Source organism: Pseudocitrobacter faecalis (genome assembly GCF_965231525.1).
Taxonomy (GTDB): domain Bacteria; phylum Pseudomonadota; class Gammaproteobacteria; order Enterobacterales; family Enterobacteriaceae; genus Pseudocitrobacter; species Pseudocitrobacter faecalis.
Map to the genome: position 1 here is coordinate 2,238,615 of NZ_CBDDNJ010000002.1, position 22,354 is coordinate 2,260,968.

Annotated in this window: 22 protein-coding genes; 6 read left to right on the top strand and 16 right to left on the bottom strand. The window is 52.6% G+C overall.

Annotation, left to right across the window (positions count from 1 at the left end):
• The first annotated feature begins 63 nt into the window (after positions 1–63).
• Together yciT and osmB are read left to right on the top strand one after the other, a co-directional pair.
• Complete coding sequence (yciT, locus tag ACOXYR_RS11315) at positions 64–813, top strand: DNA-binding transcriptional regulator YciT (protein WP_421355180.1); 750 nt, start codon at positions 64–66, stop codon at positions 811–813.
• Between the two features lie 388 nt (positions 814–1,201).
• Positions 1,202–1,420, top strand: coding sequence for an osmotically-inducible lipoprotein OsmB (gene osmB / locus ACOXYR_RS11320; protein ID WP_015964634.1), 219 nt, complete (start codon positions 1,202–1,204; stop codon positions 1,418–1,420).
• Between the two features lie 65 nt (positions 1,421–1,485).
• On the opposite strand, the gene yciH is transcribed toward osmB, so the two are convergent.
• From yciH to pgpB, 5 genes are all read right to left on the bottom strand, one after another.
• Entirely contained in the window at positions 1,486–1,812 is a 327-nt protein-coding gene (gene yciH / locus ACOXYR_RS11325) for a stress response translation initiation inhibitor YciH (protein WP_350435418.1), read from the bottom strand.
• Positions 1,812–2,549: an orotidine-5'-phosphate decarboxylase gene (pyrF, locus tag ACOXYR_RS11330; protein ID WP_421355181.1), complete on the bottom strand. Its 738-nt coding sequence runs from the start codon at positions 2,547–2,549 to the stop codon at positions 1,812–1,814. Before pyrF ends, yciH begins: the two co-directional genes overlap by 1 nt.
• Before the next feature lie 191 nt (positions 2,550–2,740).
• Positions 2,741–3,910, bottom strand: a complete 1,170-nt coding sequence (gene lapB / locus ACOXYR_RS11335) for a lipopolysaccharide assembly protein LapB (RefSeq protein ID WP_015964637.1) — start codon at positions 3,908–3,910, stop codon at positions 2,741–2,743.
• A gap of 6 nt (positions 3,911–3,916) precedes the next feature.
• A complete protein-coding gene (locus tag ACOXYR_RS11340; protein ID WP_108475612.1) occupies positions 3,917–4,225 on the bottom strand; it encodes a LapA family protein in 309 nt (102 codons plus the stop codon).
• A gap of 152 nt (positions 4,226–4,377) precedes the next feature.
• Positions 4,378–5,142 (bottom strand): phosphatidylglycerophosphatase B, encoded by a 765-nt coding sequence (gene pgpB, locus ACOXYR_RS11345; protein WP_113858679.1) that lies wholly within the window; start codon positions 5,140–5,142, stop codon positions 4,378–4,380.
• 179 nt (positions 5,143–5,321) lie between these two features.
• Between pgpB and ribA the strand changes: the two genes are divergently transcribed.
• Entirely contained in the window at positions 5,322–5,915 is a 594-nt protein-coding gene (gene ribA, locus ACOXYR_RS11350) for a GTP cyclohydrolase II (protein ID WP_015964640.1), read from the top strand.
• 35 nt (positions 5,916–5,950) lie between these two features.
• On the opposite strand, the gene ACOXYR_RS11355 is transcribed toward ribA, so the two are convergent.
• From ACOXYR_RS11355 to topA, 9 genes are all read right to left on the bottom strand, one after another.
• Positions 5,951–7,078 carry an ABC transporter ATP-binding protein gene (locus tag ACOXYR_RS11355; RefSeq protein WP_421355182.1) on the bottom strand — a complete coding sequence of 376 codons (1,128 nt, stop codon included), beginning with the start codon at positions 7,076–7,078 and terminating at the stop codon, positions 5,951–5,953.
• Positions 7,079–7,089: 11 nt separating this feature from the next.
• A complete protein-coding gene (locus ACOXYR_RS11360) occupies positions 7,090–7,992 on the bottom strand; it encodes a carbohydrate ABC transporter permease (RefSeq protein WP_421355183.1) in 903 nt (300 codons plus the stop codon).
• Complete coding sequence (locus tag ACOXYR_RS11365; protein ID WP_113858690.1) at positions 7,985–8,875, bottom strand: carbohydrate ABC transporter permease; 891 nt, start codon at positions 8,873–8,875, stop codon at positions 7,985–7,987. The genes ACOXYR_RS11360 and ACOXYR_RS11365 overlap by 8 nt, the downstream gene beginning before the upstream one ends.
• A gap of 312 nt (positions 8,876–9,187) precedes the next feature.
• The gene (gene acnA / locus ACOXYR_RS11370) at positions 9,188–11,863 is read right to left on the bottom strand and encodes an aconitate hydratase AcnA (protein ID WP_108475617.1); all 2,676 of its coding nucleotides are present in this window, start codon (positions 11,861–11,863) and stop codon (positions 9,188–9,190) included.
• Between the two features lie 202 nt (positions 11,864–12,065).
• Positions 12,066–12,164 carry a small membrane protein YmiC gene (ymiC, locus tag ACOXYR_RS11375; protein WP_229837649.1) on the bottom strand — a complete coding sequence of 33 codons (99 nt, stop codon included), beginning with the start codon at positions 12,162–12,164 and terminating at the stop codon, positions 12,066–12,068.
• Between the two features lie 121 nt (positions 12,165–12,285).
• Entirely contained in the window at positions 12,286–12,438 is a 153-nt protein-coding gene (locus ACOXYR_RS11380; RefSeq protein ID WP_158529121.1) for a hypothetical protein, read from the bottom strand.
• The gene (locus ACOXYR_RS11385) at positions 12,438–12,599 is read right to left on the bottom strand and encodes a YmiA family putative membrane protein (protein ID WP_108475618.1); all 162 of its coding nucleotides are present in this window, start codon (positions 12,597–12,599) and stop codon (positions 12,438–12,440) included. Before ACOXYR_RS11385 ends, ACOXYR_RS11380 begins: the two co-directional genes overlap by 1 nt.
• Before the next feature lie 314 nt (positions 12,600–12,913).
• Complete coding sequence (gene cysB, locus ACOXYR_RS11390; RefSeq protein WP_015964648.1) at positions 12,914–13,888, bottom strand: HTH-type transcriptional regulator CysB; 975 nt, start codon at positions 13,886–13,888, stop codon at positions 12,914–12,916.
• Positions 13,889–14,065: 177 nt separating this feature from the next.
• Entirely contained in the window at positions 14,066–16,663 is a 2,598-nt protein-coding gene (topA, locus tag ACOXYR_RS11395; RefSeq protein ID WP_350435422.1) for a type I DNA topoisomerase, read from the bottom strand.
• 407 nt (positions 16,664–17,070) lie between these two features.
• On the opposite strand from topA, the gene ACOXYR_RS11400 reads away from it, so the two are divergent.
• A complete protein-coding gene (locus tag ACOXYR_RS11400; protein ID WP_015964650.1) occupies positions 17,071–17,322 on the top strand; it encodes a YciN family protein in 252 nt (83 codons plus the stop codon).
• 60 nt (positions 17,323–17,382) lie between these two features.
• Here the strand turns inward: ACOXYR_RS11400 and sohB are convergent, their stop codons facing one another.
• Entirely contained in the window at positions 17,383–18,429 is a 1,047-nt protein-coding gene (sohB, locus tag ACOXYR_RS11405) for a protease SohB (RefSeq protein WP_015964651.1), read from the bottom strand.
• A gap of 251 nt (positions 18,430–18,680) precedes the next feature.
• Here sohB and ACOXYR_RS11410 point away from each other — a divergent pair, with 251 nt between their 5' ends.
• Both ACOXYR_RS11410 and cobO read left to right on the top strand, forming a co-directional pair.
• Positions 18,681–19,439, top strand: coding sequence for a YciK family oxidoreductase (locus ACOXYR_RS11410; protein ID WP_421355184.1), 759 nt, complete (start codon positions 18,681–18,683; stop codon positions 19,437–19,439).
• Positions 19,436–20,026, top strand: a complete 591-nt coding sequence (gene cobO / locus ACOXYR_RS11415; RefSeq protein ID WP_421355185.1) for a cob(I)yrinic acid a,c-diamide adenosyltransferase — start codon at positions 19,436–19,438, stop codon at positions 20,024–20,026. The genes ACOXYR_RS11410 and cobO overlap by 4 nt, the downstream gene beginning before the upstream one ends.
• A gap of 41 nt (positions 20,027–20,067) precedes the next feature.
• Here the strand turns inward: cobO and ACOXYR_RS11420 are convergent, their stop codons facing one another.
• Entirely contained in the window at positions 20,068–22,260 is a 2,193-nt protein-coding gene (locus tag ACOXYR_RS11420; protein WP_108475622.1) for a TonB-dependent siderophore receptor, read from the bottom strand.
• Positions 22,261–22,354: the final 94 nt, after the last annotated feature.

Consider the following 22,354-nt stretch of genomic DNA (forward strand, 5'->3'; position numbering starts at 1 on the left):
ACCGCTCACTTCGCGTAAAGGCGCCAGCGCGTTTTCGCCCCGACTTTTGATACGTAATTAATTATGAATGCCCGACAACAATCCATCCTGCAGATGGTTATCGATAAAGGCCGTATGAGCGTCGCCGACCTGGCTAAAATGACCGGCGTCTCTGAGGTCACCATCCGTCAGGATTTGAACCTGCTCGAGAAAGAGAGCTATCTGCGCCGCACCCACGGCTTTGCGGTTCCGCTGGACAGCGAAGACGTAGAAACCCGCATGATGAATAACTTTGCGCTTAAGCGCGAGCTGGCAAGCTTTGCCGCCTCACTGGTGCTGCCAGGCGAAACCGTGTTCATCGAAAATGGCAGCAGTAATGCCCTGCTGGCGCGGACGCTGGCAGAGCAATCGGATATCACGATTATTACTGTAAGCAGTTATATTGCTCACCTGCTGAAAGAGATGCCGGCGGAAGTTATCCTGCTTGGCGGTATCTATCAGAAGAAAAGCGAAAGCATGGTAGGCCCACTGACGCGCCAGTACATCCAGCAGGTTCATTTCAGTAAAGCGTTTATCGGTATTGACGGCTGGCAGGCTGCAACGGGCTTTACGGGCCGCGACATGATGCGTGCTGACGTGGTGAATGCCGTTCTGGAAAAACAGTGTGAAGCGATTGCATTGAGTGACAGCAGCAAGTTTGGCGTTACTCATGCATATCCGCTTGGGCCGATGACGAAGTTTAGCCGGGTGATCACCGATGATGGGCTGGCGGCAGAACAGCAGACTCAACTTGAGCGATCCGGGCTGAAGGTGGATATTGTTAAGAGGTCGTAGGGGCCTCTCACCCCGACCCTCTCCCACAGGGAGAGGGAGTAAACCGCACACATATTGAAACAGGCTCAGTCGGTTCCCTCTCCCTATGGGAGAGGGTTAGTGTGAGGACTCTTTCTCCCACAAAACATCCATTCCTCGTATTGCGCTCCTCACTCCGCTATGAGATTTTTCCTAGTGTCCAATTAGGACTTTTTACCTGTCGAATATACGATAAAAACGTAGAATTAATGTTAGCGATATAACAGGAAGTAACTATCACTTGCGTGACTAAGTAACAGTTCTACAACCTGCGCAACATGCTTCACGACATAAGCCGTTTTTATCTCTGGCCAGCGGCTATAATTTAAATAGGCTTTTTCCGTGAATCGAATATTCAGGAGAAAATACGATGACTTCAATGAACAAAAAAATCACTGCAGCAGTAATCGCTGCCACTTTAGTAATGTCACTGAGCGCATGTTCAAACTGGTCCAAACGCGATCGTAACACAGCTATTGGCGCTGGCGCAGGCGCACTGGGCGGTGCAGTATTAACTGACGGCAGCACCCTGGGGACGCTGGGCGGCGCGGCAGTCGGCGGGATTATCGGCCACCAGGTTGGCAAATAATTAATCGTCTGTGTATTTGAAAAAGAATTCAGGGCCCCGATTTTTATCGGGGCCCTTTTTGTTTGTTAACCGCCTGCCAGTTTTACTTTTAGCCCTTTCGCCTCAAGTAATGTTTTGAGCAGGTCGCGCTTATCACCCTGAATTTCAATCACGCCATCTTTCACTGAACCGCCGCAGCCGCATTTCTTTTTCAGTTCTGCCGCCAGTTTTGCCAGTGATTCATCATCCTGATCGATGCCGGTAATCAGGCACACGCCTTTTCCTTTCCGCCCGCTGGTCTGGCGTTGGATACGCACAATGCCATCGCCTTTTGGACGTTGCACAGCGGCCTTCGGTTCGTCGATACGACCGCTGTCGGTGGAGTACACCAGACGGCTATTGGAGTCGCTCATTACGCCCCCTTTTGCAGTGAGGCGTTAATGGTGCGCAATGTCATTGCCGGGTCTGCAGATTGCGTCACCGGGCGACCAACCACCATGTAGTCTACGCCCGCAGTCTGCGCTTGTTCAGGTGTCATAATACGGCGCTGGTCACCCGCTTCGCTGCCCACGGGGCGGATACCTGGCGTTACCAGTTTAAAGGCCTGCCCAAACTCTTGCTTGAAGCGTACCGCTTCCTGCGCCGAGCACACCACACCATCAAGGCCACAATCACGCGTCAGTTTTGCCAGTCTGGCGGCATAATCCGCAGGTGACAACGTCACGCCGAGATCCAGCAGGTCGCTGGCTTCCATACTGGTCAGCACGGTGACCGCAATCAGCAGCGGCGCATCTTTTCCGAATGGCAGCAAGGCTTCGCGCGCGGCGGTCATCATGCGGGATCCACCGGATGCATGGACGTTCACCATCCAGACGCCCAGCTCTGCCGCTGCCGCAACGGCATGGGCGGTGGTATTCGGGATATCATGGAATTTCAGATCCAGGAAGATATCAAAGCCACGCTGCTGCAAATCACGCACGAACTGCGGCCCAAACAGCGTGAACATCTCTTTTCCAACTTTCAGACGGCAGTCGCGCGGGTCGATACGGTCGACGAAAGCGAGCGCTTTATCGCGGTTATCGTAATCGAGAGCAACAACAACGGGAGAGGATGTGACAATACGGGAAGAAGATGAAGCAGTAGACGTCATGACCAGACCTTCTTGTTGATGGGCGCCCGGCTATTCAGGCGCAGAAAAGGTAAACGGCGAGCATTCTACCTGCGAGTGCGCCAAATTGACAGGCACGATTCGCCCTGCCGACCATTGCATGCACGATGCTGAATCTGTTAAGGGAAAAAGCAAAGAGTATGTTGTAACTAAGATAGGTGTTTTTTTAAATATTACTGCCCGTCCAGGCCACGAATCGGCTTAACGGTGGACCATGCGCGGCAGGATGGACAATGCCAGTAAAGCGTATAGGCGGTGAAGCCACACTTCTGGCAACGGTAACGCGGTTTGCTGCGGATCTGTTCACCAACCATGTCTCGCAGCACCATCAGGCTCTCTTTCGCGCGCCCTTCTTCTGCTTCGTTGAGGTGATAATCCATCAGCTTATGGAAGACGCGCATCGTAGGATGACGCTGTAACTGGCGCGTCACGTAGGTTTGCGCGACGTCGCCGCCCTCACGCTGATCGAGCACCTGCGCCAGCATCAGTTCTGCAGCAGCACCGGTATTTTCCTCTACGCAGCGTTGCAGGAACGATTCCCACTCATCCGTTTTACCCAGTTGTTGATAGCAGGTTTGCAACATTTCCAGCGTTTCGCTGACCAGTTCTTTATCCTGATCGATGACGCGCAGCAGGCTTTCGCGCGCTTTCGCGTAATCGCCCTTCGCCATCCAGACGCGACCCATCATGATAGAAACACGCGCGCTCGACGGATCGGCAGATGCCCCCTTCTTCAGCAGCGTCATCGCCTTATCCATATCATCGTTGCCCATCTGTTGCAGGGCCAGCTCGCACCAGAAATGGGCGATTTCGCCACGATGTTTCTCTTTGCCGAGCTTCACCAGACGTTCGGCAACATCAATAGCCTTTTGCCAGTCGCTGGTCAGCTGTGCGATTTGCAGAAGTTGTTGCAGTGCGCTGATACGGAAATCCGTTTCATCCACCAGTTGGCTGAACATATCTTCCGCGCGGTCATACAGCCCGGCAGCCATGTAGTCCCGGCCCAGTTGTTGCACTGCCAGCAGGCGCTGATCGTAGGTCAGCGAGGCGCTTTCCATTAAGGTTTGGTGAATACGGATGGCGCGGTCAACCTCGCCGCGTGAACGGAACAGATTGCCGAGCGTAAGGTGAGCTTCAACGGTGCCAGTATCCTCTTTTAACATATCGAGGAACAGGTCAACCGCTTTGTCTTGTTGGTTACTCAAGAGAAAGTTAACCCCTGCCACATAATCTCGTGACAAACGGCTCGCTTCGTCCTGTTTGGACTGTTGTGCACTTCTGCGCCCCATATACCAACCATAAGCTGCGGCAACGGGTAAAAGCAGAAACAACAACTCCAGCATAAATCGTTATTCCTTCGCTACTGGCACAGTCGGGTTAACGGACGGCACACTCTCAGGCGCAATCTGATTTTCCAGACGTTTAATTTTACGTTCTGCACGCAGCAGAGAAACACGCACGCGCAGCCAGAACAGGCCACAAACCAGCCAGCCTATCGCAAAACCTACGGCAAACAATACCGCCAGTAATGTTGAAATTCTGAACTCGCCCTGCGCCAATAAGTAATTAAAGGTCACAAGCTGATCGTTTTGCGCGCCCAGCGTCACTGAAATGACAAAGACCGCTAACACCAATAAGAAAATGAGAAAATATTTCACACGACGTCCCGTTATGTGGCTTTGGCTGATAAATCCTGTTTAATCTATCGCATCCAGCCTTATAAAGTATCATTTTCGCCACGCGGACGAAATGGAAAAGCACACGGCCAGTTCAGGATTTGAGGGTTAAAGGGGGCAAAATCAACCCTGACTCAATTTTCCTGCTCGCGTTTGCGAATTTCCTGCGCTTCTTCGCCAGGCGGTGACAGCGGGCCGCATATTTTTTGAGCAAGCCAGGTCGCCACCGTCACCAGCAGCCAGGACATCAACGTTGCCGCCACTAAATCGCGTGGCCAGTGCATCCCTAACAGCAGGCGACTGCCCATGACCGCCGTTGCCCATACCAGCAAAATCGCGATGGTGAACGTGCGTCGACGCGGCCACAGCAGGCCCACCGCCAATAGTGCCCAACTGGCCGCAAACATGGTATGCCCTGACGGAAACGCGAACCCGGTCTCTTTTTGCCAGTGTTTGCGTAAGAACGACGGGATATCCTGTTGTTGTGCAAGCTGTTCTTTTACCAGTGCGCCGCGATCCTTACGTTTTAAAGTGTAGAACTCATCAACGGGAATATGGTGCGTTTTTTCCAGCCAGATAACAAAAGGCCGTGGTTCCTGCGCCATACTCTTCACCCAGGATTTCGCGCCCTGCCCGATCATTATCGCCCCGGCAAGGATCGCAAAGAGCATGATTGCCGGACGCAGACGAAAGCGCAAACACCATAAAAACCAGCCAAATAGCACGACATGGGTGATGATTCCCCACGGCTGGGTAACCGTTTCCGTAACCCAATACAGCGCTTTTAGCCATACTTCTGAATGGCCCGGCTGCCAGGCCCAGCCGGAGATCCAGACTGCGAGCGGCATCGCTAACAATACGGCGGCCCCCACGGCGGTTCGTCTGGCAATTGTTAGCATAACGGCTCCTTTGTCTCTGAATCCTCAATAATAACCGAATAATAACATAACGGCGAAACTGGCAAAATTGTGCGCTTTAACAGCAGTCACTTGCGCACTATTAGGTGAACCAAAGCACGTTGTGGCAAAATACACAAAACAGAAAGCGCTAATGGCGCTGACATAATCTGGAGAATCACATGCAGCTTAAACGTGTGGCAGAAGCCAAACTGCCAACCCCCTGGGGCGATTTCCTGATGGTGGGCTTTGAAGAACTGGCAACCGGGCAGGATCATGTCGCCCTGGTTTTTGGTGACATTTCCGGGCAAACGCCGGTACTGGCACGCGTTCACTCCGAATGTCTGACGGGCGATGCGCTCTTTAGCCTGCGCTGTGATTGCGGTTTCCAGCTTGAAGCCGCCCTGACGCACATCGCGGAAGAAGGCCGTGGCATTCTGCTTTATCATCGCCAGGAAGGTCGTAACATCGGCCTGTTGAATAAAATTCGCGCCTATGCGTTGCAGGATCAGGGCTACGACACCGTTGAAGCCAACCACCAGCTTGGCTTCGCTGCCGATGAGCGTGACTTCACGCTGTGCGCAGATATGTTCAAGCTGCTGGGCGTGGACGAAGTGCGTCTGCTGACCAACAACCCGAAAAAGGTTGAGATCCTGACCGAAGCGGGCATCAACATCGTTGAACGCGTCCCGCTCATCGTCGGGCGTAACCCGAAAAACGCCTACTATCTCGATACCAAGGCGGCCAAGATGGGCCACCTGTTGAAAGAAGAATAAACATCAAGCCCGCCAGCCACCCTGGCGGGCTTTTTTTACAGCGAAATATTTTCCTGCGTAACTCCGTCAAAAATGTGGCATTTGTCCATCTCAAAGCGGAACCACACCTGCTGCTGCAACCCATTGTCGATAATCGGTTTCGCGGCATCGGAAGCGATACGCGCCGTCAGTTCAAACTCACCAACCTGCAAATAAAGAAAATATTCGTGCCCCATGTTTTCAATACGGATTAACTTCCCTCGCCCGCAGCTTGTATCGAACGGCGCTGTCGACACATCCACATATTCCGGGCGAATACCGAAATACACCTCTTTATCCACATAATGCGCCACTTTACCCTGCTGGCTGGCGTTCAGGGCCAGTAAATCCTCGCCAACAGTGATATGTAAGCCATCTCCGCGACGCACGATTTTCGCCGGTTTGATGTTCATTTCCGGTGCGCCAATAAAACCCGCGACAAACATGTTTTTCGGTTTGTGGTACAGGTTATCCGGCGTATCCACCTGCATGATGTGGCCCAACTTCATGACGCAGATACGGTCGCCCATGGTCATCGCTTCGGTTTGATCGTGGGTGACGTACACGGTGGTCGCTGGCTTACCCGATTTTTTGAGCTGCTTATGGAGGTCTGAAATACGAATACGCATGGAGGCACGCAGTTTGGCATCGAGGTTTGAGAGCGGCTCATCGAACAGGAATACGTCCGGTTTTTTGACAATCGCACGCCCTACCGCCACACGCTGCGCCTGACCGCCGGAGAGCTGACGCGGCAAGCGATCCAGCAGATCTTCCAGCTCCAGCAATTTGGCGGCATCTTCAACCTGTTGATTGATTTGTTCTTTTGGCAGTTTGCTCAGTTTCAAACCAAACGCCAGATTTTCCCGCACGGTCATGTGCGGATAGAGCGCGTAATTCTGAAACACCATCGCAATACCGCGCGCTTTTGGCGGCAGATTGTTCACTACGTTGTCACCGATACGAATTTCACCGCCGCTGATGGTTTCCAGCCCGGCGAGCATACGCAGGGTCGTGGATTTCGCACAGCCGGAGGGGCCAACAATCACCATGAATTCACCGTCGGCAATGTTCAGGTCGATACCATGTACCGCTTTGAAGCCGTTGGAGTACACCTTTTCCAGTTTATTAAAAATCACTTCAGCCATGATATTCCCTCTTAGCCTTTAATTCCGCTGCTGGATACGCCCTGGACGAAGTAACGCTGCGCCAGGAAGAACACAATGATAGATGGCAGAATGGAGATGCTCGCCATTGCCAGAATTTCGTTCCATGGCGCCCCTTCCGTAACGTCGATGGACATTTTCAGCGCCAGTGCAATCGGATATTTATCCACGCTGTACACGTAAATTAACGGGCCGATAAAGTCGTTCATCGACCACATAAACTGGAACAGTGCGACCGAGATAATCGCTGGTTTCAGAATCGGCACCAGCACATACCACAGCACTTGCAAGGAATTACAGCCGTCAATCTGTGCGGCTTCTTCCATATCACGCGGTACACCGCGCAGGAACTGCACCAGCATAAAGACGAAGAACCCCTGCGTGGCGAACGCGGTTGGCAGATAAAGCGGCAGATAGCTATTCAGCATGCCCATTTCCCGGAACATCAGATACTGCGGAATCAGCAGCACGGTGCTCGGCAGCAGCATGGTGGCGATGAGCGTGGCAAACCAGAATTTCTTCCACGGGATCTCAAAACGTGCAAAACCGTAAGCCACAATGGTGGAGGAGATAATGGTCAGTATCACCTTCGGGAGTACGTACTTAAAGGTGTTAATCATGTAGTGACCGAAGTGATATTCCGTACCCGTTTTCCAGCCATTGATAAACCCATCCCAGGTGGCATGTGTTGGCCAGAGATTCAGGGTGGTGAAAATTTCGCTGTTCGGTTTGAAGGCCGCAGAAAACATCCACGCCAGCGGGTAAAGCATCAGCAGGCCGACCAACAGCAAAATCACATAGCGAATATTACGGCTGATTTTTTCGCGGAGGAGCGTACGTGCGACTTCGCTCTGCGCATCCTGTGCAGTTGCCGTCATGATATGTTGTTCACTCATTTTTGCCTCCTTTATCCGCCGAGTAGAAGACCCAATATTTCGATGACTTAAAGGCCAACAGCGCAAAGATGGCCACCACCAGGAACAACACCCACGCCAGCGCCGCGCCATACCCCATGTCGAAATACTTGAAGGCGGTATCGTAGATGTAGAGCGAAAACAGGTAGGTATAGTAGGTTGGGCCGCCGCCGGTGATGACAAACGGCGCGGTAAATTCCTGGAATGCGCCGCTGGTTTGCATAATGAAGTTGAAGAAAATGACCGGTGTAATCAGCGGCACGGTAATTTTCAGGAACATTTGCCACTTAGTGGCACCGTCGATCATCGCCGCTTCGTATTGTGACTGCGGCACGTTTTGCAGTGCAGCAAGGAAAATAACCATTGAAGAACCAAACTGCCAAACGCTGAGCAGCGTTACAGAGAACAGCGCCAGCGGCGGTTCACCCAACCAGTTGATGGGATCAAGGCCAAATAGACCAGTAAAGCTGTTCAGCAGGCCGTCGATAGCAAACAGCGCACGCCACAGCACGGCAATAGCGACCGAGCTGCCGAGAATAGAAGGAATGTAGTACGCCGTGCGGAAGAAACCAATGCCGCGCAGTTTAAAGTTCAGCACAAAGGCAATGAACAACGAAAACATGAGCTTCAGCGGGATGGTAACGAACACATATACAAAAGTGACCGCGAGAGATTTCCAGAATAACGGGTCCTCCGTGACCATATAACGGTAGTTTTCGATACCGTTAAACTCAGGAGGACTCATCAAATCATATTGCGTAAAGCTCAACAGAAAGGAAGAGACGAAGGGAAAGGCGGTAAACACCAACAATCCAATTATGTAGGGTGAGATCCATGCCAACCCTAGCCACTTATTTTCATTCATAACAGCCTCAGGATAAATAAATGATGCCGTATCATCCCGTAAAAACCACATAAACATCGCGATCGATATCACAGTCAAAATAATTAAGAAAACGCAAGCTATGATCGGCATCAAAGCCTTGCCACACAAGGAGTCACACATAATTACCGTGAATGAATTAAAGCTCTAATCGTCCTTTACGCATTAATATAAAATATTTGCTAATAAAACTAATAAATCATAAATTTATTTTTACCAAAAACTAATAATATTAGTAATATAGGTAAAAAAAGCCCGACCACTTTCGTGTGTCGGGCTGTAGTGTTGACCGAATCAATCCAGCATATTACGAATTACGTAATGCAGGATCCCGTCGTTCTGGTAATACGTCAGTTCGGTTTGGGTATCGATACGGCATCGGCAGGCCAGCGTTTCTGTGGTGCCGTCAGCACGTGTCAGGGTCACCGGGATCGTGGCACCTGGCTTAAGCTGCTGTAAATCCGGGATATCAATCTTCTCTTCCCCGGTCAGCCCCAGCGACTGCCGCGTTTCACCCTGCGGAAACTCAAGCGGCAGAATCCCCATACCGATCAGGTTGGAACGGTGGATACGCTCAAAGGATTCGGCAATCACCACCCGCACGCCCAGCAAACGCGGCCCCTTCGCTGCCCAGTCGCGACTGGAACCCGAGCCGTACTCTTTTCCGGCGATCACCGCCAGCGGCGTACCCTGCTTCTGATACGCCATTGCCGCATCGTATATCGACATCACTTCCGAACCGGGCAACAGACGCGTCATTCCCCCTTCCACACCTGGCACCATTTCGTTTCGGATACGAATGTTGGCAAAGGTGCCGCGCATCATCACTTCGTGGTTACCGCGGCGGGAACCATAAGAGTTGAAGTCACGGCGTTCAACGCCGCGCGCCTGCAGGAAGCGGCCTGCCGGGCTGTCCGGTTTAATACTGCCTGCCGGGGAGATGTGGTCAGTCGTGACGGAATCACCCAGCATCGCCAGGATTCGTGCGCCGTGGATATCCTCCACCGGCTTCGGCTGCGCTTCCATATCGTCAAAAAACGGTGACAGACGAATGTAGGTAGAGTCCTGCTGCCAGTTGTAAGTATCCGATTCGGTGACGGTGATAGCTTTCCACTCCGGTGTGCCTTCAAAGACTTCCGCATACTCTTTGCGGAACATCTCTGTAGACACCTGCTGCACAGCTTTAGCGATTTCCTGGCTGCTCGGCCAGATATCCTTCAGGTAAACCGGGTCGCCTTTCTGATCGTGGCCGAGCGGGTCACTTGCCAGGTTGACGTTCATATTACCCGCCAGCGCATAAGCCACCACCAGCGGCGGCGAGGCCAGCCAGTTGGTTTTTACCAGCGGATGGATACGCCCTTCAAAGTTACGGTTACCAGAAAGTACGGCCCCAACGGTCAGGTCGCCCTTCTTAATCGCCGTTTCGATGGGTTCAGGCAATGGCCCGGAGTTACCGATACAGGTGGTGCAGCCATAACCCACAAGGTTAAACCCCAGTTTATCCAGGTATGGGGTGAGACGTGCATGGGCGAGATAATCAGAAACGACTTTCGATCCCGGCGCCAGTGAGGCTTTCACCCACGGTTTCGGCTTCAGGCCCAGCTGTGCAGCTTTTTTCGCCAGCAGCCCTGCTGCCATCAGAACGCTCGGGTTGGATGTATTGGTACAGGAGGTTATGGCGGCAATTACCACAGCACCATCCGGCAACGGGATAGTGTGACCATTCAATGTGTATTCCACCGCCTGCTTATCTTTCTGGGCGACGTTCACTTCGAGCTCTGTCGCGGCGGCAAAGGCTTTAGGCACATCGCCCAGCGCAACACGATCCTGCGGGCGTTTCGGCCCGGCGAGACTCGCTTCTACCGTCCCCATATCCAGCTCAAGGCTGCTGGTGAAGATCGGTTCATCACCCGTGTTGCGCCACATCCCCTGCGCTTTCGCGTAGGCTTCAACTAACGCAACCTGCTCGTCGCTGCGCCCGCTCAGGCGCATGTAATCGAGCGTAACGCCATCAATCGGGAAGAAGCCGCAGGTTGCGCCATACTCCGGTGACATGTTGGCGATGGTGGCACGATCTGCCAGTGGCAGAGAGTCCAGACCATCGCCATAGAATTCGACAAATTTCCCCACCACGCCGTGTTTACGCAGCATTTGCGTGACGGTCAATACCAGATCGGTGGCAGTAATACCTTCGCTGAGTTTGCCGGTTAACTTGAAGCCCACCACATCCGGAATCAGCATCGAAACCGGCTGACCGAGCATTGCCGCTTCTGCTTCGATTCCCCCAACGCCCCAGCCAAGTACGCCCAGGCCGTTAATCATCGTGGTGTGTGAGTCGGTGCCAACCAGCGTGTCGGGGTAAGCAATCCATTCATCGTTCTGTAACTCGCTCCAGACCGCTTTACCAAGATACTCAAGGTTGACCTGGTGACAAATTCCGGTACCCGGCGGCACGACACTGAATCGGCTGAACGCCTGCTGCCCCCAGCGCAGGAACACATAGCGTTCATGGTTACGTTCCATCTCCAGACGCACGTTTTCAGCGAAAGCATCGTCATCGCCAAAATGATCCACAGTAACCGAGTGGTCAATGACCAGGTCAACCGGCGAGAGCGGATTCACCTTCGCGGTATCGCCACCCAAACGCTTCACCGCTTCGCGCATGGCGGCCAAATCCACCACCGCGGGTACGCCGGTAAAGTCCTGCATCAAGACCCTCGCCGGGCGGTAGGCAATCTCCCGGTCGACATGGGCGGTTTTCACCCACCCGGCCAGGGCTTTGATATCTTCTTCAGTAACAGAATCCCCATCCTGCCAGCGCAGTAGGTTTTCCAGCAGGACTTTTAATGATTTGGGCAGACGGGAAATGTCACCCAGCGTGTTGGCTGCCAGCGGTAAGCTGTAGTAGTGATAGGTTTTATCTTGTGTGTGCAGCGCGTCCTTACTGGCTTCTCGTAGTGTTGACGACATAGCTCCTCCTTTATGCGTAACGGGACTTGCAATCCCCCTGACACTCCTCAGGGTACGCATTAAAGATAACACAAAGATGCCGTAACGTTTTGATAACAACTCTAATTGATAAAATTGGTGAGACTATTCGGAGAAATGAAAACGCCCGGCGCAACGACCAGGCGTGAGATAGCGGGAAGACGGAGAAGGTTGCTCTGCCGGTTTATCGGCACAGTAGCCAGATAATTTGCCCCCAGAACAGAAGCGAAGCCGACAGCGCGCCCATCCATGACCAGTATTTCAAATTGTGATGCGTATTCATTTTGCGTACACCTTTTTATGCAGGAGTGCATTCAGCCGACAATGTGCCGACAGACCGTTGCTGTGGTGTATTTAAAAGCCAGCGCCAATGCGGAAGGTAAGTTGGGCGAGCCACCCTGCTATTATTTTTTTTTACGCTCAGCAGGATTAAAGGACTCAATAAATTCACGTTGTTCTGGCGTCAATTCCCATGATTCAGGAATTTTGACCTTGTCGCGTTTCTCCGGCTGCGGCTTGGGCTGAGCAGGCCGGGAACGACTGGAGATGAACATCATCAACCCCAATACTTCCAGACAAGCAGTGCAACAACCACCCAAAACAGCGCAGAGCCCAGGAACACCGCCGTCCAGGCTTTTCGCTTCACGTGCGGATCGCGCTGTGGGCCTTTGGTTCCTGACGGCATCGACAACCTCTTACAATCGATATTACTTATCATTTTGGCACCAAACAATCGGTACGATTAATCATCACTGAGACAAATCCTAAATAAAATCTAGTCAAAAATCCAGTGCTTTCGCCAGCAAAACAGACGCATTTATTTAATCTTTTGACCAAAAATAAATAATTGAGCAGTAAAATTTGCCTTAAGGGGAATTCGTTTCTACTTTTGTGCGCGCCGCAGCAATACATTAGACAAATTAATGAAAAACAGAGACGTATATTCTGAGTAAGAAAATGAGAATGAGGAAAGGACGTATTACGATTTAAACGGTATCCCCGCCAGGAGATACCGTTCAGAAGGTCAGAGAATTACTTCTCAGGCAATTTAATATCTTTGAACATCGCTTCGATGTCTTCATTCGATCGCAGCGCAACTGCCGTATCGACAACGTCACGCGTTAAATGCGGCGCAAAGCGCTGGATAAAGTCGTACATATAGCTGCGCAGGAAAGTGCTGCGGCGGAAGCCTATCTTGGTGGTGCTATGGCTGAAAATACCGTCGGCATCCAGTTTCACCAGATCGGGATCGGAAACCGGGTCAACCGCCATGCTGGCAATCACCCCAACCCCCAGACCTAAGCGGACGTAGGTTTTGATAACGTCGGCATCGGTAGCGGTGAAAACTATACGCGGCGTCAGCCCGGCGCGGTTAAACGCGGTATCCAGCTCTGAGCGCCCGGTAAAGCCAAAGGTATAAGTTACCAATGGATATTGGGCCAGTTCTTCGATAGTCACCGACGTTTTCGATGCCAATGGATGCTCCGGCGTCACCACAATGGAACGGTTCCAGTGGTAGCACGGTAACATGACCAGATCGTCATACAGATGCAGCGCTTCTGTGGCGATGGCAAAATCCGCGTTCCCCTTCGAGACTGCTTCCGCAATCTGCGTCGGCGAGCCCTGATGCATGTGCAGAGAAACGCGCGGATAGCGCTCGATAAAGCCCTTAATCACCCCAGGCAGTGCATAGCGCGCCTGGGTGTGCGTTGTGGCGACGTACAATGAGCCTTTGTCCGGCCAGGTATGTTCGCCCGCCACCGACTTAATCGCATCCACTTTCGACAGCACTTCACGGGCAATGCGAATAATTTCCTGGCCGGCTGGCGTGACCTGCGTCAGATGCTTACCGCTGCGCGCAAAAATCTGGATACCCAGCTCATCTTCCAGCATTCTGACCTGCTTACTGATGCCCGGCTGTGAGGTGTACAAGCCTTCAGCGGTAGAGGAGACGTTGAGGTTATGGTTAACCACTTCAACGATATAGCGGAGCTGCTGTAGTTTCATGGTGCGATATCCGGTTGCGTAATGATACGCTATTAAGACGATTTAATAATAAGAAAAGTGTTTGCTATAACCACTATATCATTTATAGCAAGTGTGTATAGATGGGAACAAAAAATAATAACGCGGTTATAAAAAAGGGCCGATGATCGGCCCTTTATGCGGTTTGTCAGGTGACAATTATTTCTTCGCTTCGACCCATTTACCGTCGACAAAGAAGGCAGACCACCCGGTCGCTTTGCCATCTTTCTCGGAAGAAACATATTGCTGCTTCGTCTTACGGCTGAAGCGCACCATCGTCTTGTTACCTTGCGGATCTTCCTGCGGCGCATCGGCCAGATAACGCAGTTTCTCCGGCAGACGATCGCGGAATCGGAACAACTCTTCGACCAGCGGCGCGCGGGTTTCACGCGATTTCGGGAAGGTGTTCGCCGCCAGGAAGACCCCGGCAGCACCGTCACGCAGAACGAAGTAGGCGTCTGATTTCTCACACGGCAGCTCCGGCAACGGAACCGGATCTTCTTTCGGCGGCGCCACTTCACCGTTACGCAGGATCTTACGGGTGTTCTTACACTCTTCGTTAGTACACGCCATGTACTTACCAAAACGCCCCATTTTCAGGTGCATTTCAGAACCACATTTCTCACACTCAACGATCGGGCCGTCATACCCTTTGATGCGGAATTCACCCTCTTCGATCTCATAACCGTCACAGGTCGGGTTATTACCGCAAACGTGCAGTTTACGTTTCGGATCGATGAGATAGCTGTCCATCGCCGTACCACACTTCTGGCAACGACGTTTTGCGCGCAGCGCGTTGGTTTCAGCGTCGTCGCCTTCCAGCACGTTCAACACTTCGTTTTCAGGCACCAGATTGATGGTGGTTTTGCAGCGCTCTTTTGGCGACAACGCGTAACCGGAGCAGCCCAGGAACACACCGGTGCTGGCGGTACGAATACCCATCTTGCGACCGCAGGTCGGGCAATCGATGCTGGTCAGCACCATTTCGTTTGGCTGCATGCCGCCCTCTTCTGGCGGTTTCTCAGCCGTTTCAAGCTGCTTGGTGAAATCACCGAAGAAGAGATCCAGCACCTGCTTCCACTCGGCTTCGTGGTTTGCCACGCGGTCGAGATGGTCTTCCATCTGTGCGGTAAAATCGTAGTTCATCAGCTCGCGGAAGTTTGCTTCCAGACGGTCGGTGACGATTTCGCCCATTTTTTCCGCGTAGAAACGACGGTTTTCGGTGCGCACATAGCCACGATCCTGAATGGTCGAAATGATCGACGCATAGGTGGACGGACGACCAATACCGCGTTTTTCCAGCTCTTTAACCAGTGAGGCTTCGCTAAAGCGCGCCGGCGGTTTGGTGAAGTGCTGAGCAGGCGTCAGTTCAACCAGCGAGAGTGTGTCCCCCTGATTAACCATCGGCAGCGTGCGATCTTCATCGCCTTTGCGCAGCGCAGGCATAACCTTCGTCCAGCCATCAAAACGCAGGGTACGACCGCGCGCCTTGAGTTTGAAATCACCCGCCTGCACCGTAAGCGTTGTGGAGTCGTATTGCGCCGGTGTCATCTGACAGGCAACAAACTGGCGCCAAATCAGCTGATACAGTTTTTGCGCATCGGCTTCCATATCTTTTAGTGATTCTGCCACCACGGAGACATCGGAAGGACGAATCGCTTCGTGCGCTTCCTGTGAATTCTCTTTGCTGGCGTACTGGTTCGGGTTCTTCGGCAGATATTTATCGCCAAAGTTATCGCTGATGTACCCACGCACCATGCTCACTGCGTCCTGGCTCAGGTTGGTAGAGTCGGTACGCATATAAGTAATGTGGCCCGCTTCGTACAGACGCTGCGCCATCATCATGGTTTTTTTCACGCCAAAGCCCAGACGTGTGCTGGCGGCCTGCTGCAGCGTAGAGGTGATAAACGGCGCGCCAGGCTTGCTGCTGGTCGGTTTATCTTCACGCTCAAGAACGCTGTAGCTCGCTTTTTCCAGCAAGCTAACGGCAGCCATTGTCTCATCGCGATTTACCGGGCGGAAAGCTTTATCATTCTGATGCGTCACCTCCAGCGGTAACGCGTCGCCGCCCGGCGTAGTCGTATTGGCAACCACGTCCCAGAACTCTTCCGGCACAAAGGCTTTGATTTCGCGCTCGCGCTCAACCACCAGACGCACGGCAACGGATTGCACGCGGCCTGCGGACAAACCGCGGGCGATCTTTTTCCACAGCAGCGGCGACACCATATAGCCCACAACGCGGTCCATAAAGCGGCGCGCCTGCTGCGCGTTAACACGATCGATATTCAGTTCGCCCGGCTTTTCAAACGCCTGACGAATCGCATTCTTTGTAATTTCGTTGAACACCACGCGGCTATAGCGCGAATCATCTCCACCAATCACTTCCCGCAGGTGCCAGGCAATGGCTTCCCCTTCGCGGTCAAGGTCGGTTGCGAGATAGATGTGGTCGGCTTTTTCCGCCAGTTGTTTAAGTTCTGAAACTACCTTTTCTTTACCCGGGAGCACTTCGTAGTGCGCTTTCCAGTCATGCCATGGGTCAACGCCCATGCGATTAACCAGCGCGCCACGTTCATCCTTTTTAGGCTTTTTGGCCGTTTTGGTGGAGGCAGAGTCAGCGCTCTTTTTGGCGGCTGAGCCACTTGTCGGCAAATCGCGGATATGACCGACGCTGGACTTAACCACGTAGTCATTACCCAGATACTTATTGATCGTTTTGGCTTTTGCCGGGGACTCAACGATAACGAGAGCTTTACCCATATTCACCTTTACCTAATTTGATTCTTCCAGAATACATCGCACATTGAGTCACCTGTCCACTGGCGACAAGCCTTGTATGTTGCGGCGGTCTCAATGGATATCAACCCTTAAGCCACCCACTTCACATCCTGAAGCCAGGCGGTTGAGTTCACTGACGTTTTACCGCCAGGTGCTATAGCACGAAGAATTTTCGGTCGAATGTCAAGCAAATCTGTTGCCAGATTGCCGAAAGCGTCACACTGTACCTGATAAAATTCGTTACGCAACTTTATTAGCACGCATTTGTTAAACGCGCCAGAAAGGCAGGCACAGGCTAAAGCATAACTATAGCCCTGAAGTTTCAAGGGAGTATTTGCCCCGAGCGCGTGCCCGGCGTAAACTAGAGGAAGTTTTTCGAGGAGTAGAAAATGTCTGGTAATACACAACCCATCGATCGTCAAACTCTGCTTATTGAAGCAAACCGACTCATCCGTGAACATGAAGATACCTTAGCTGGCATCGAAGCCACGGGCGTAGAACAGCGCAATGGCGTATTGATATTCAGCGGCGAGTATTTCCTGGATGAACAAGGCCTGCCCACGCCGAAAAGCACGGCAGTATTTAACATGTTTAAATACCTTGCCCATCAGCTTTCCGAGAAATATCACCTGGTCGACTAACACACGTTGAGTCAGGCGATCTCACAGCCCGGCAGTGAGCCTACCGGGCTGTCCAGAGATTTACATCAACGGCTTTTGCCCCCGCTGCCACCAGCGCAGCAGCAGACGATCCGCACTTTCTGCCGCACTCCCGGTGAAACGGTCCATCATTTTCTTGCGCTGTTTATAACTCACGCTCATCACTTCCCGGTCTTTCATCAGGTTCAGCAGCAGTTCATCGCTGGTGCCCACTTCATCCACCAGCCCTTTCTCCTGCGCCTGTACGCCGTACCAGTGCTCACCGGTCGCCACGGCGTCGATATCAAGCGTGGGTCGCATCTCTTTAACGAAAGCCTTAAACAGATGATGGGTTTCATTAAGATCTTCGCGGAACTTTTGTCGCCCCTCTTCTGTGTTTTCACCCAGCAGCGTCAGGGTGCGTTTGTACTGCCCCGCCGTGTGCAGTTCAATATCAATATCTTTATTTTTCAGAAAACGATGAAGGTTCGGAATTTGCGCGACCACGCCAATAGAGCCAAGAATGGCAAACGGTGCAGCGACAATTTTATTCGCCACGCAGGCCATCATATAACCGCCGCTGGCCGCCACTTTATCGACCGCCACCGTCAACGGGATCTGCTTATCACGGATGCGTTGCAGCTGAGACGAGGCCAGCCCATAACCGTGCACCACGCCACCGGGGCTCTCCAGGCGCACCACCACTTCATCTTGCGGCGTGGCGACCGTCAGCACGGCGGTGACCTCTTCACGCAGTGAAGCGACTTCATGTGCATCCATACTGCCTTTAAAGTCAATCACCCACACGCGCGGTTTGCCTGAAGGCGTTGCGTTGCCTTGTTTGGCCTTTGCTTTTGCCGCCTTTGCTTCAAGTTTGGCTTTTTTCTTTTGTTCTTTATGCCAGAGTTTTTGCTGCGGGCCGTCGAGCAGCGCCACCGCTAAATCCTCCTGCATCTCTTTATGTTGCTCGCTGAGATTGGTTACCCGCAGCTCTCCACGTTGCCGCTTGCGCTGTGACAAATTAATAATAAGTGCTGCAATTACAATGATTGCGACGACAACCGTCACGATCTTCGCCAAAAACAGGCCATATTGAAAAAGAATTTCCACGCTTTCACCTTGTACAAATCCACTGAATCTGCGCCCAGTGTACAACACCGTTTTCGCTACGTCTCATCCACGATTAAAGCCTGCGAGACGCTTTCCGTAATTCAAATTGGATGATGAAATCATTGCAAATTGTTAATTTTCCGTTGTCTCTCCTCCTGGCTGATTGAAATAGTGGCGCGATTAGGGCATAAAGCCCAAAAGCCATGAAAAGAACACAGATTGTGGTAGCGAAAAGCCACAAAGGAGTCGTCGTGCACTACCAGCCCAAACGCGATTTGTTGCAAAACCGTATAATTCTGGTCACCGGAGCCAGTGATGGTATTGGTCGGGAAGCAGCAATCACCTACGCACGCTATAGCGCCAGCGTGGTTTTACTTGGTCGTAATGAAGAAAAATTACGCGCCGTCGCGCAAGAAATTGAAAACCACGGCGGGTTACCCGTACGTTGGTTTACGCTCGACCTGCTCACCTGCACACCACAGGATTGCCATCAGGTAGCTCAGCAAATCAGCATGCATTACCCGCGGCTTGACGGCGTACTGCACAATGCCGGGCTGCTCGGCGACGTGGTGCCGATGTCTGAGCAGAAACCCGACGTCTGGCAGCAGGTGATGCAGGTAAACGTTAACGGTACCTTTATGTTGACTCAGGCCCTACTGCCGCTGTTGTTGCAGTCTGAAGCGGGCTCACTGGTCTTTACCTCTTCAAGCGTAGGACGCCAGGGGCGCGCTAACTGGGGGGCCTATTCCGTGTCAAAATTCGCCACCGAAGGCATGATGCAGGTGCTGGCTGAGGAGTATCAAAACCGCCTGCGCGTCAACTGTATTAATCCCGGCGGTACGCGCACCAGCATGCGTGCCAGCGCGTTCCCAACGGAAGATCCGTTAAAACTGAAAACACCTGCCGATATCATGCCGCTCTATTTGTGGCTGATGGGCGACGATAGCCGCCGTAAAACGGGGATGACTTTTGATGCCCAGCCAGGCCGTAAACCGGGGATTGCCCAATGAGTGATGAACGCTACCGTGAGCGCCAGCAGCGCGTCAAAGATAAAGTTGATGCCCGCGTCGCGGCCGCTCAGGAAGAACGTGGCATTGTGATGGTTTTCACCGGCAACGGGAAAGGAAAAACCACCGCCGCCTTTGGTACGGCGACGCGCGCCGTCGGGCACGGCAAAAAAGTGGGCGTTATTCAGTTTATTAAAGGTACCTGGCCTAACGGTGAACGCAACTTACTGGAGCCCCACGGCGTCGAGTTTCAGGTGATGGCCACTGGTTTTACCTGGAATACGCAGGACCGTGAGAGCGATACTGCCGCCTGTATGGCCGTCTGGCAACACGCCAAACGCATGCTGGCCGATGCATCACTGGATCTGGTTGTGCTTGATGAGCTGACTTATATGGTGGCCTATGACTATCTGCCACTGGAAGAGGTACTGAGCGCGCTATGCCAGCGCCCGACGCACCAATCAGTGATTATCACCGGTCGCGGCTGTCACCGTGATATCACCGAGATGGCCGATACCGTCAGCGAACTGCGTCCGGTGAAACATGCGTTTGACGCGGGGATAAAAGCGCAGATCGGCATCGATTATTAAACGAAGAAATGCCGGAAAGATTCACCTTTCCGGCATACGGCTTAGAACGAAACGGTTACGCCTGCGTAGTACGCGCGGCCTGGTTCGTTGTAGGTGGATGCACCGTCGTTTTCACGATAAACCCGTTTATCAAACAGGTTGTTGATCCCGGCATTGGCGCGCAGGTTTTTGGTGATGTCGTAATTGACGTTCAGGCCGAAAATAGCGTACGGACTGATTTCGCGGTTCGACATCTCGCCCGCTTCATTACGGATCTCCGCATTCTGGCGCGGCTTCTGACGACCATACTGCGTCCAGCTTAACGTGGTATCCAGTTTGTCAGTGACCTGCCAATCAAGCTGCGAGTTAATGGTAAATTCCGGTATAACCGAGAGTGGGTTACCGGTTTTTTTGCTCTCCGAGCGGAACATGTAGGTCGCGTTGGTACGCCATTCAAGGACATCACGCAGCACAGGAATAGTCAGGTTCCCTTCCAGACCTTCAACGATCGCTTTACCGCCGTTTTCCCAGCGCAGAATATTGGCGCCATTTGAGGCGTAACCTACCACGTCATCCCCGGCCACGATTTTGTTTTTATAATCGTTGCGGAACCAGGTCACCCCTGCCGCATAGCCATTGTCATGGAACTCAATCCCCACTTCTTTGTTCACGCTGATTTCCGGGTCAAGGTCTTCGTTACCTAACAGGAAGCAGCTACCGGTACTCACCCCGACCGGGCAACCATTGCCACGCGTAGAGAGCAGATATCCCTCAGTAGATTGATAGAGGTTTGGCGCTTTAAACGCACGCGCGATCCCCGCTTTCAGAGTGAACATATCGCCTAATCCTTGCGAAATATTCAGGCTCGGGCTCCAGTTGGCTCCAAAAGTGTCGTGATAATCAAAGCGCAAACCGGGCAGAATCTGGGTACTGTCCGTCGCGGCGATGTTATCTTCAAAATAGAGGGAGCTAATCGTCGCACTGTTTTTACTGCTGCGGTCGCTGGCACTGCCGGAAACGTTGCCTACAGTAACGCCTGCGCTATCCGTGGCGGTCATTGATGCCGGATCGTTTAACTCGTCGCGGTTCCACTCTGCGCCCAGCGTAACAGTTTGATCGACCAGCAACTGAAGCGGGAAGTTCACTTCGCCACCCGCACGATAGCTTTCAAGACGGCTGGTTGAATAATCATCACTGTTGATCATCCCTTCCACTTTGCCGGTGGAACCTTCATCCAGACGCGTGTTGTTGGTTTTTTCGTAGTTGAAGTTGAGTTTAGATGTTCCCCAGTCCCAGATGCCGTTGTAGGTAATGCCGTAGTTCTGGCGGTACATGCGGTTGGTTTCGTCGCCATACAGCGTCTGAATTAATCCGCCCGGGCTGACGTTGCTGTTGCTGTACTGGGTATCACCCGCGTAGATATTCCCCTGCCGGCTGTAGCCATAGCTGAAATCGACAATTTGCAACGGGGTAATTTTCCACGACACCACCGCGTTAATATCTTTATTGCGCACGCCTTCACGCCCCGCAGCGGCAGAACCGTTCTGGGCTGTATTGATATCATAGGCATCAGCATCAGTTTTGTTCAGGTTGCCATACAGACGCATGGTCAGCGCATCACCGGCCAGCGGGCCGCTCAGGTTGAAGTTAGCACGTTTGGTCGCACCTTCTTTACTGTCTTCCGGCTGGTTGGTGAACAGAGAGAGCGAGCCGTGCCAGTCATTCGTCGGACGTTTGGTGATGATATTCACCACCCCGCCCGCCGCACCAGAACCATAGCGCGCCGCCGCCGGGCCACGAATCACTTCGATGCGCTCGACCATTTCCGCCGGAACCCAGTTGGTATCACCGCGCGTGTCACGTTCTCCGCGCCAGCTGTAGCGCACAGAGTTACGTGATGTCACCGGCACACCATCAACCATAATCAGGGTATTTTCCGGCCCCATGCCACGGATATCGATCTGGCGGTTATTACCACGGCTGCCGCTGGCGCTGTTCCCTGTCAGGTTAACACCGGGCATTTTGCGGATGATGTCGGAAAGGTCGTTCACCGGCGGGCTTTTCTGGATATCTTCAGCGGTGATGGTCGAGACCCCCGGCTGTTGCTTGAGCTCCTGCTCAGCGGTAACAATCATGGTTTCGTTATCGGCAAGCGGTTCTGTTGGCTCTTCATTGGCGGCCCACGCGGTGGTGCTCAGCAGGCTGGCTAAAAAGAGGGCAATTGGTTTTTTGCGTGTTGTTACAGAAATATACATTCCATCATTCCCTGTCATGAAGCATAAAATCAAGTGCGCATACTAATGATAATTATTCGCATTTCACATATGATTCATGGAATCTCCTCCACAT

Bases quoted from the DNA above. Each gene is read 5' to 3' on its own strand.
- yciT (WP_421355180.1), top strand. From the start codon at position 64: ATGAATGCCCGACAACAATCCATCCTGCAGATGGTTATCGATAAAGGC.
- osmB (WP_015964634.1), top strand. From the start codon at position 1,202: ATGACTTCAATGAACAAAAAAATCACTGCAGCAGTAATCGCTGCCACT.
- yciH (WP_350435418.1), bottom strand. From the start codon at position 1,812: ATGAGCGACTCCAATAGCCGTCTGGTGTACTCCACCGACAGCGGTCGT.
- pyrF (WP_421355181.1), bottom strand. From the start codon at position 2,549: ATGACGTCTACTGCTTCATCTTCTTCCCGTATTGTCACATCCTCTCCC.
- lapB (WP_015964637.1), bottom strand. From the start codon at position 3,910: ATGCTGGAGTTGTTGTTTCTGCTTTTACCCGTTGCCGCAGCTTATGGT.
- pgpB (WP_113858679.1), bottom strand. From the start codon at position 5,142: ATGCTAACAATTGCCAGACGAACCGCCGTGGGGGCCGCCGTATTGTTA.
- ribA (WP_015964640.1), top strand. From the start codon at position 5,322: ATGCAGCTTAAACGTGTGGCAGAAGCCAAACTGCCAACCCCCTGGGGC.
- ACOXYR_RS11355 (WP_421355182.1), bottom strand. From the start codon at position 7,078: ATGGCTGAAGTGATTTTTAATAAACTGGAAAAGGTGTACTCCAACGGC.
- ACOXYR_RS11360 (WP_421355183.1), bottom strand. From the start codon at position 7,992: ATGAGTGAACAACATATCATGACGGCAACTGCACAGGATGCGCAGAGC.
- ACOXYR_RS11365 (WP_113858690.1), bottom strand. From the start codon at position 8,875: ATGAATGAAAATAAGTGGCTAGGGTTGGCATGGATCTCACCCTACATA.
- acnA (WP_108475617.1), bottom strand. From the start codon at position 11,863: ATGTCGTCAACACTACGAGAAGCCAGTAAGGACGCGCTGCACACACAA.
- ymiC (WP_229837649.1), bottom strand. From the start codon at position 12,164: ATGAATACGCATCACAATTTGAAATACTGGTCATGGATGGGCGCGCTG.
- ACOXYR_RS11380 (WP_158529121.1), bottom strand. From the start codon at position 12,438: ATGATGTTCATCTCCAGTCGTTCCCGGCCTGCTCAGCCCAAGCCGCAG.
- ACOXYR_RS11385 (WP_108475618.1), bottom strand. From the start codon at position 12,599: ATGATAAGTAATATCGATTGTAAGAGGTTGTCGATGCCGTCAGGAACC.
- cysB (WP_015964648.1), bottom strand. From the start codon at position 13,888: ATGAAACTACAGCAGCTCCGCTATATCGTTGAAGTGGTTAACCATAAC.
- topA (WP_350435422.1), bottom strand. From the start codon at position 16,663: ATGGGTAAAGCTCTCGTTATCGTTGAGTCCCCGGCAAAAGCCAAAACG.
- ACOXYR_RS11400 (WP_015964650.1), top strand. From the start codon at position 17,071: ATGTCTGGTAATACACAACCCATCGATCGTCAAACTCTGCTTATTGAA.
- cobO (WP_421355185.1), top strand. From the start codon at position 19,436: ATGAGTGATGAACGCTACCGTGAGCGCCAGCAGCGCGTCAAAGATAAA.
- ACOXYR_RS11420 (WP_108475622.1), bottom strand. From the start codon at position 22,260: ATGTATATTTCTGTAACAACACGCAAAAAACCAATTGCCCTCTTTTTA.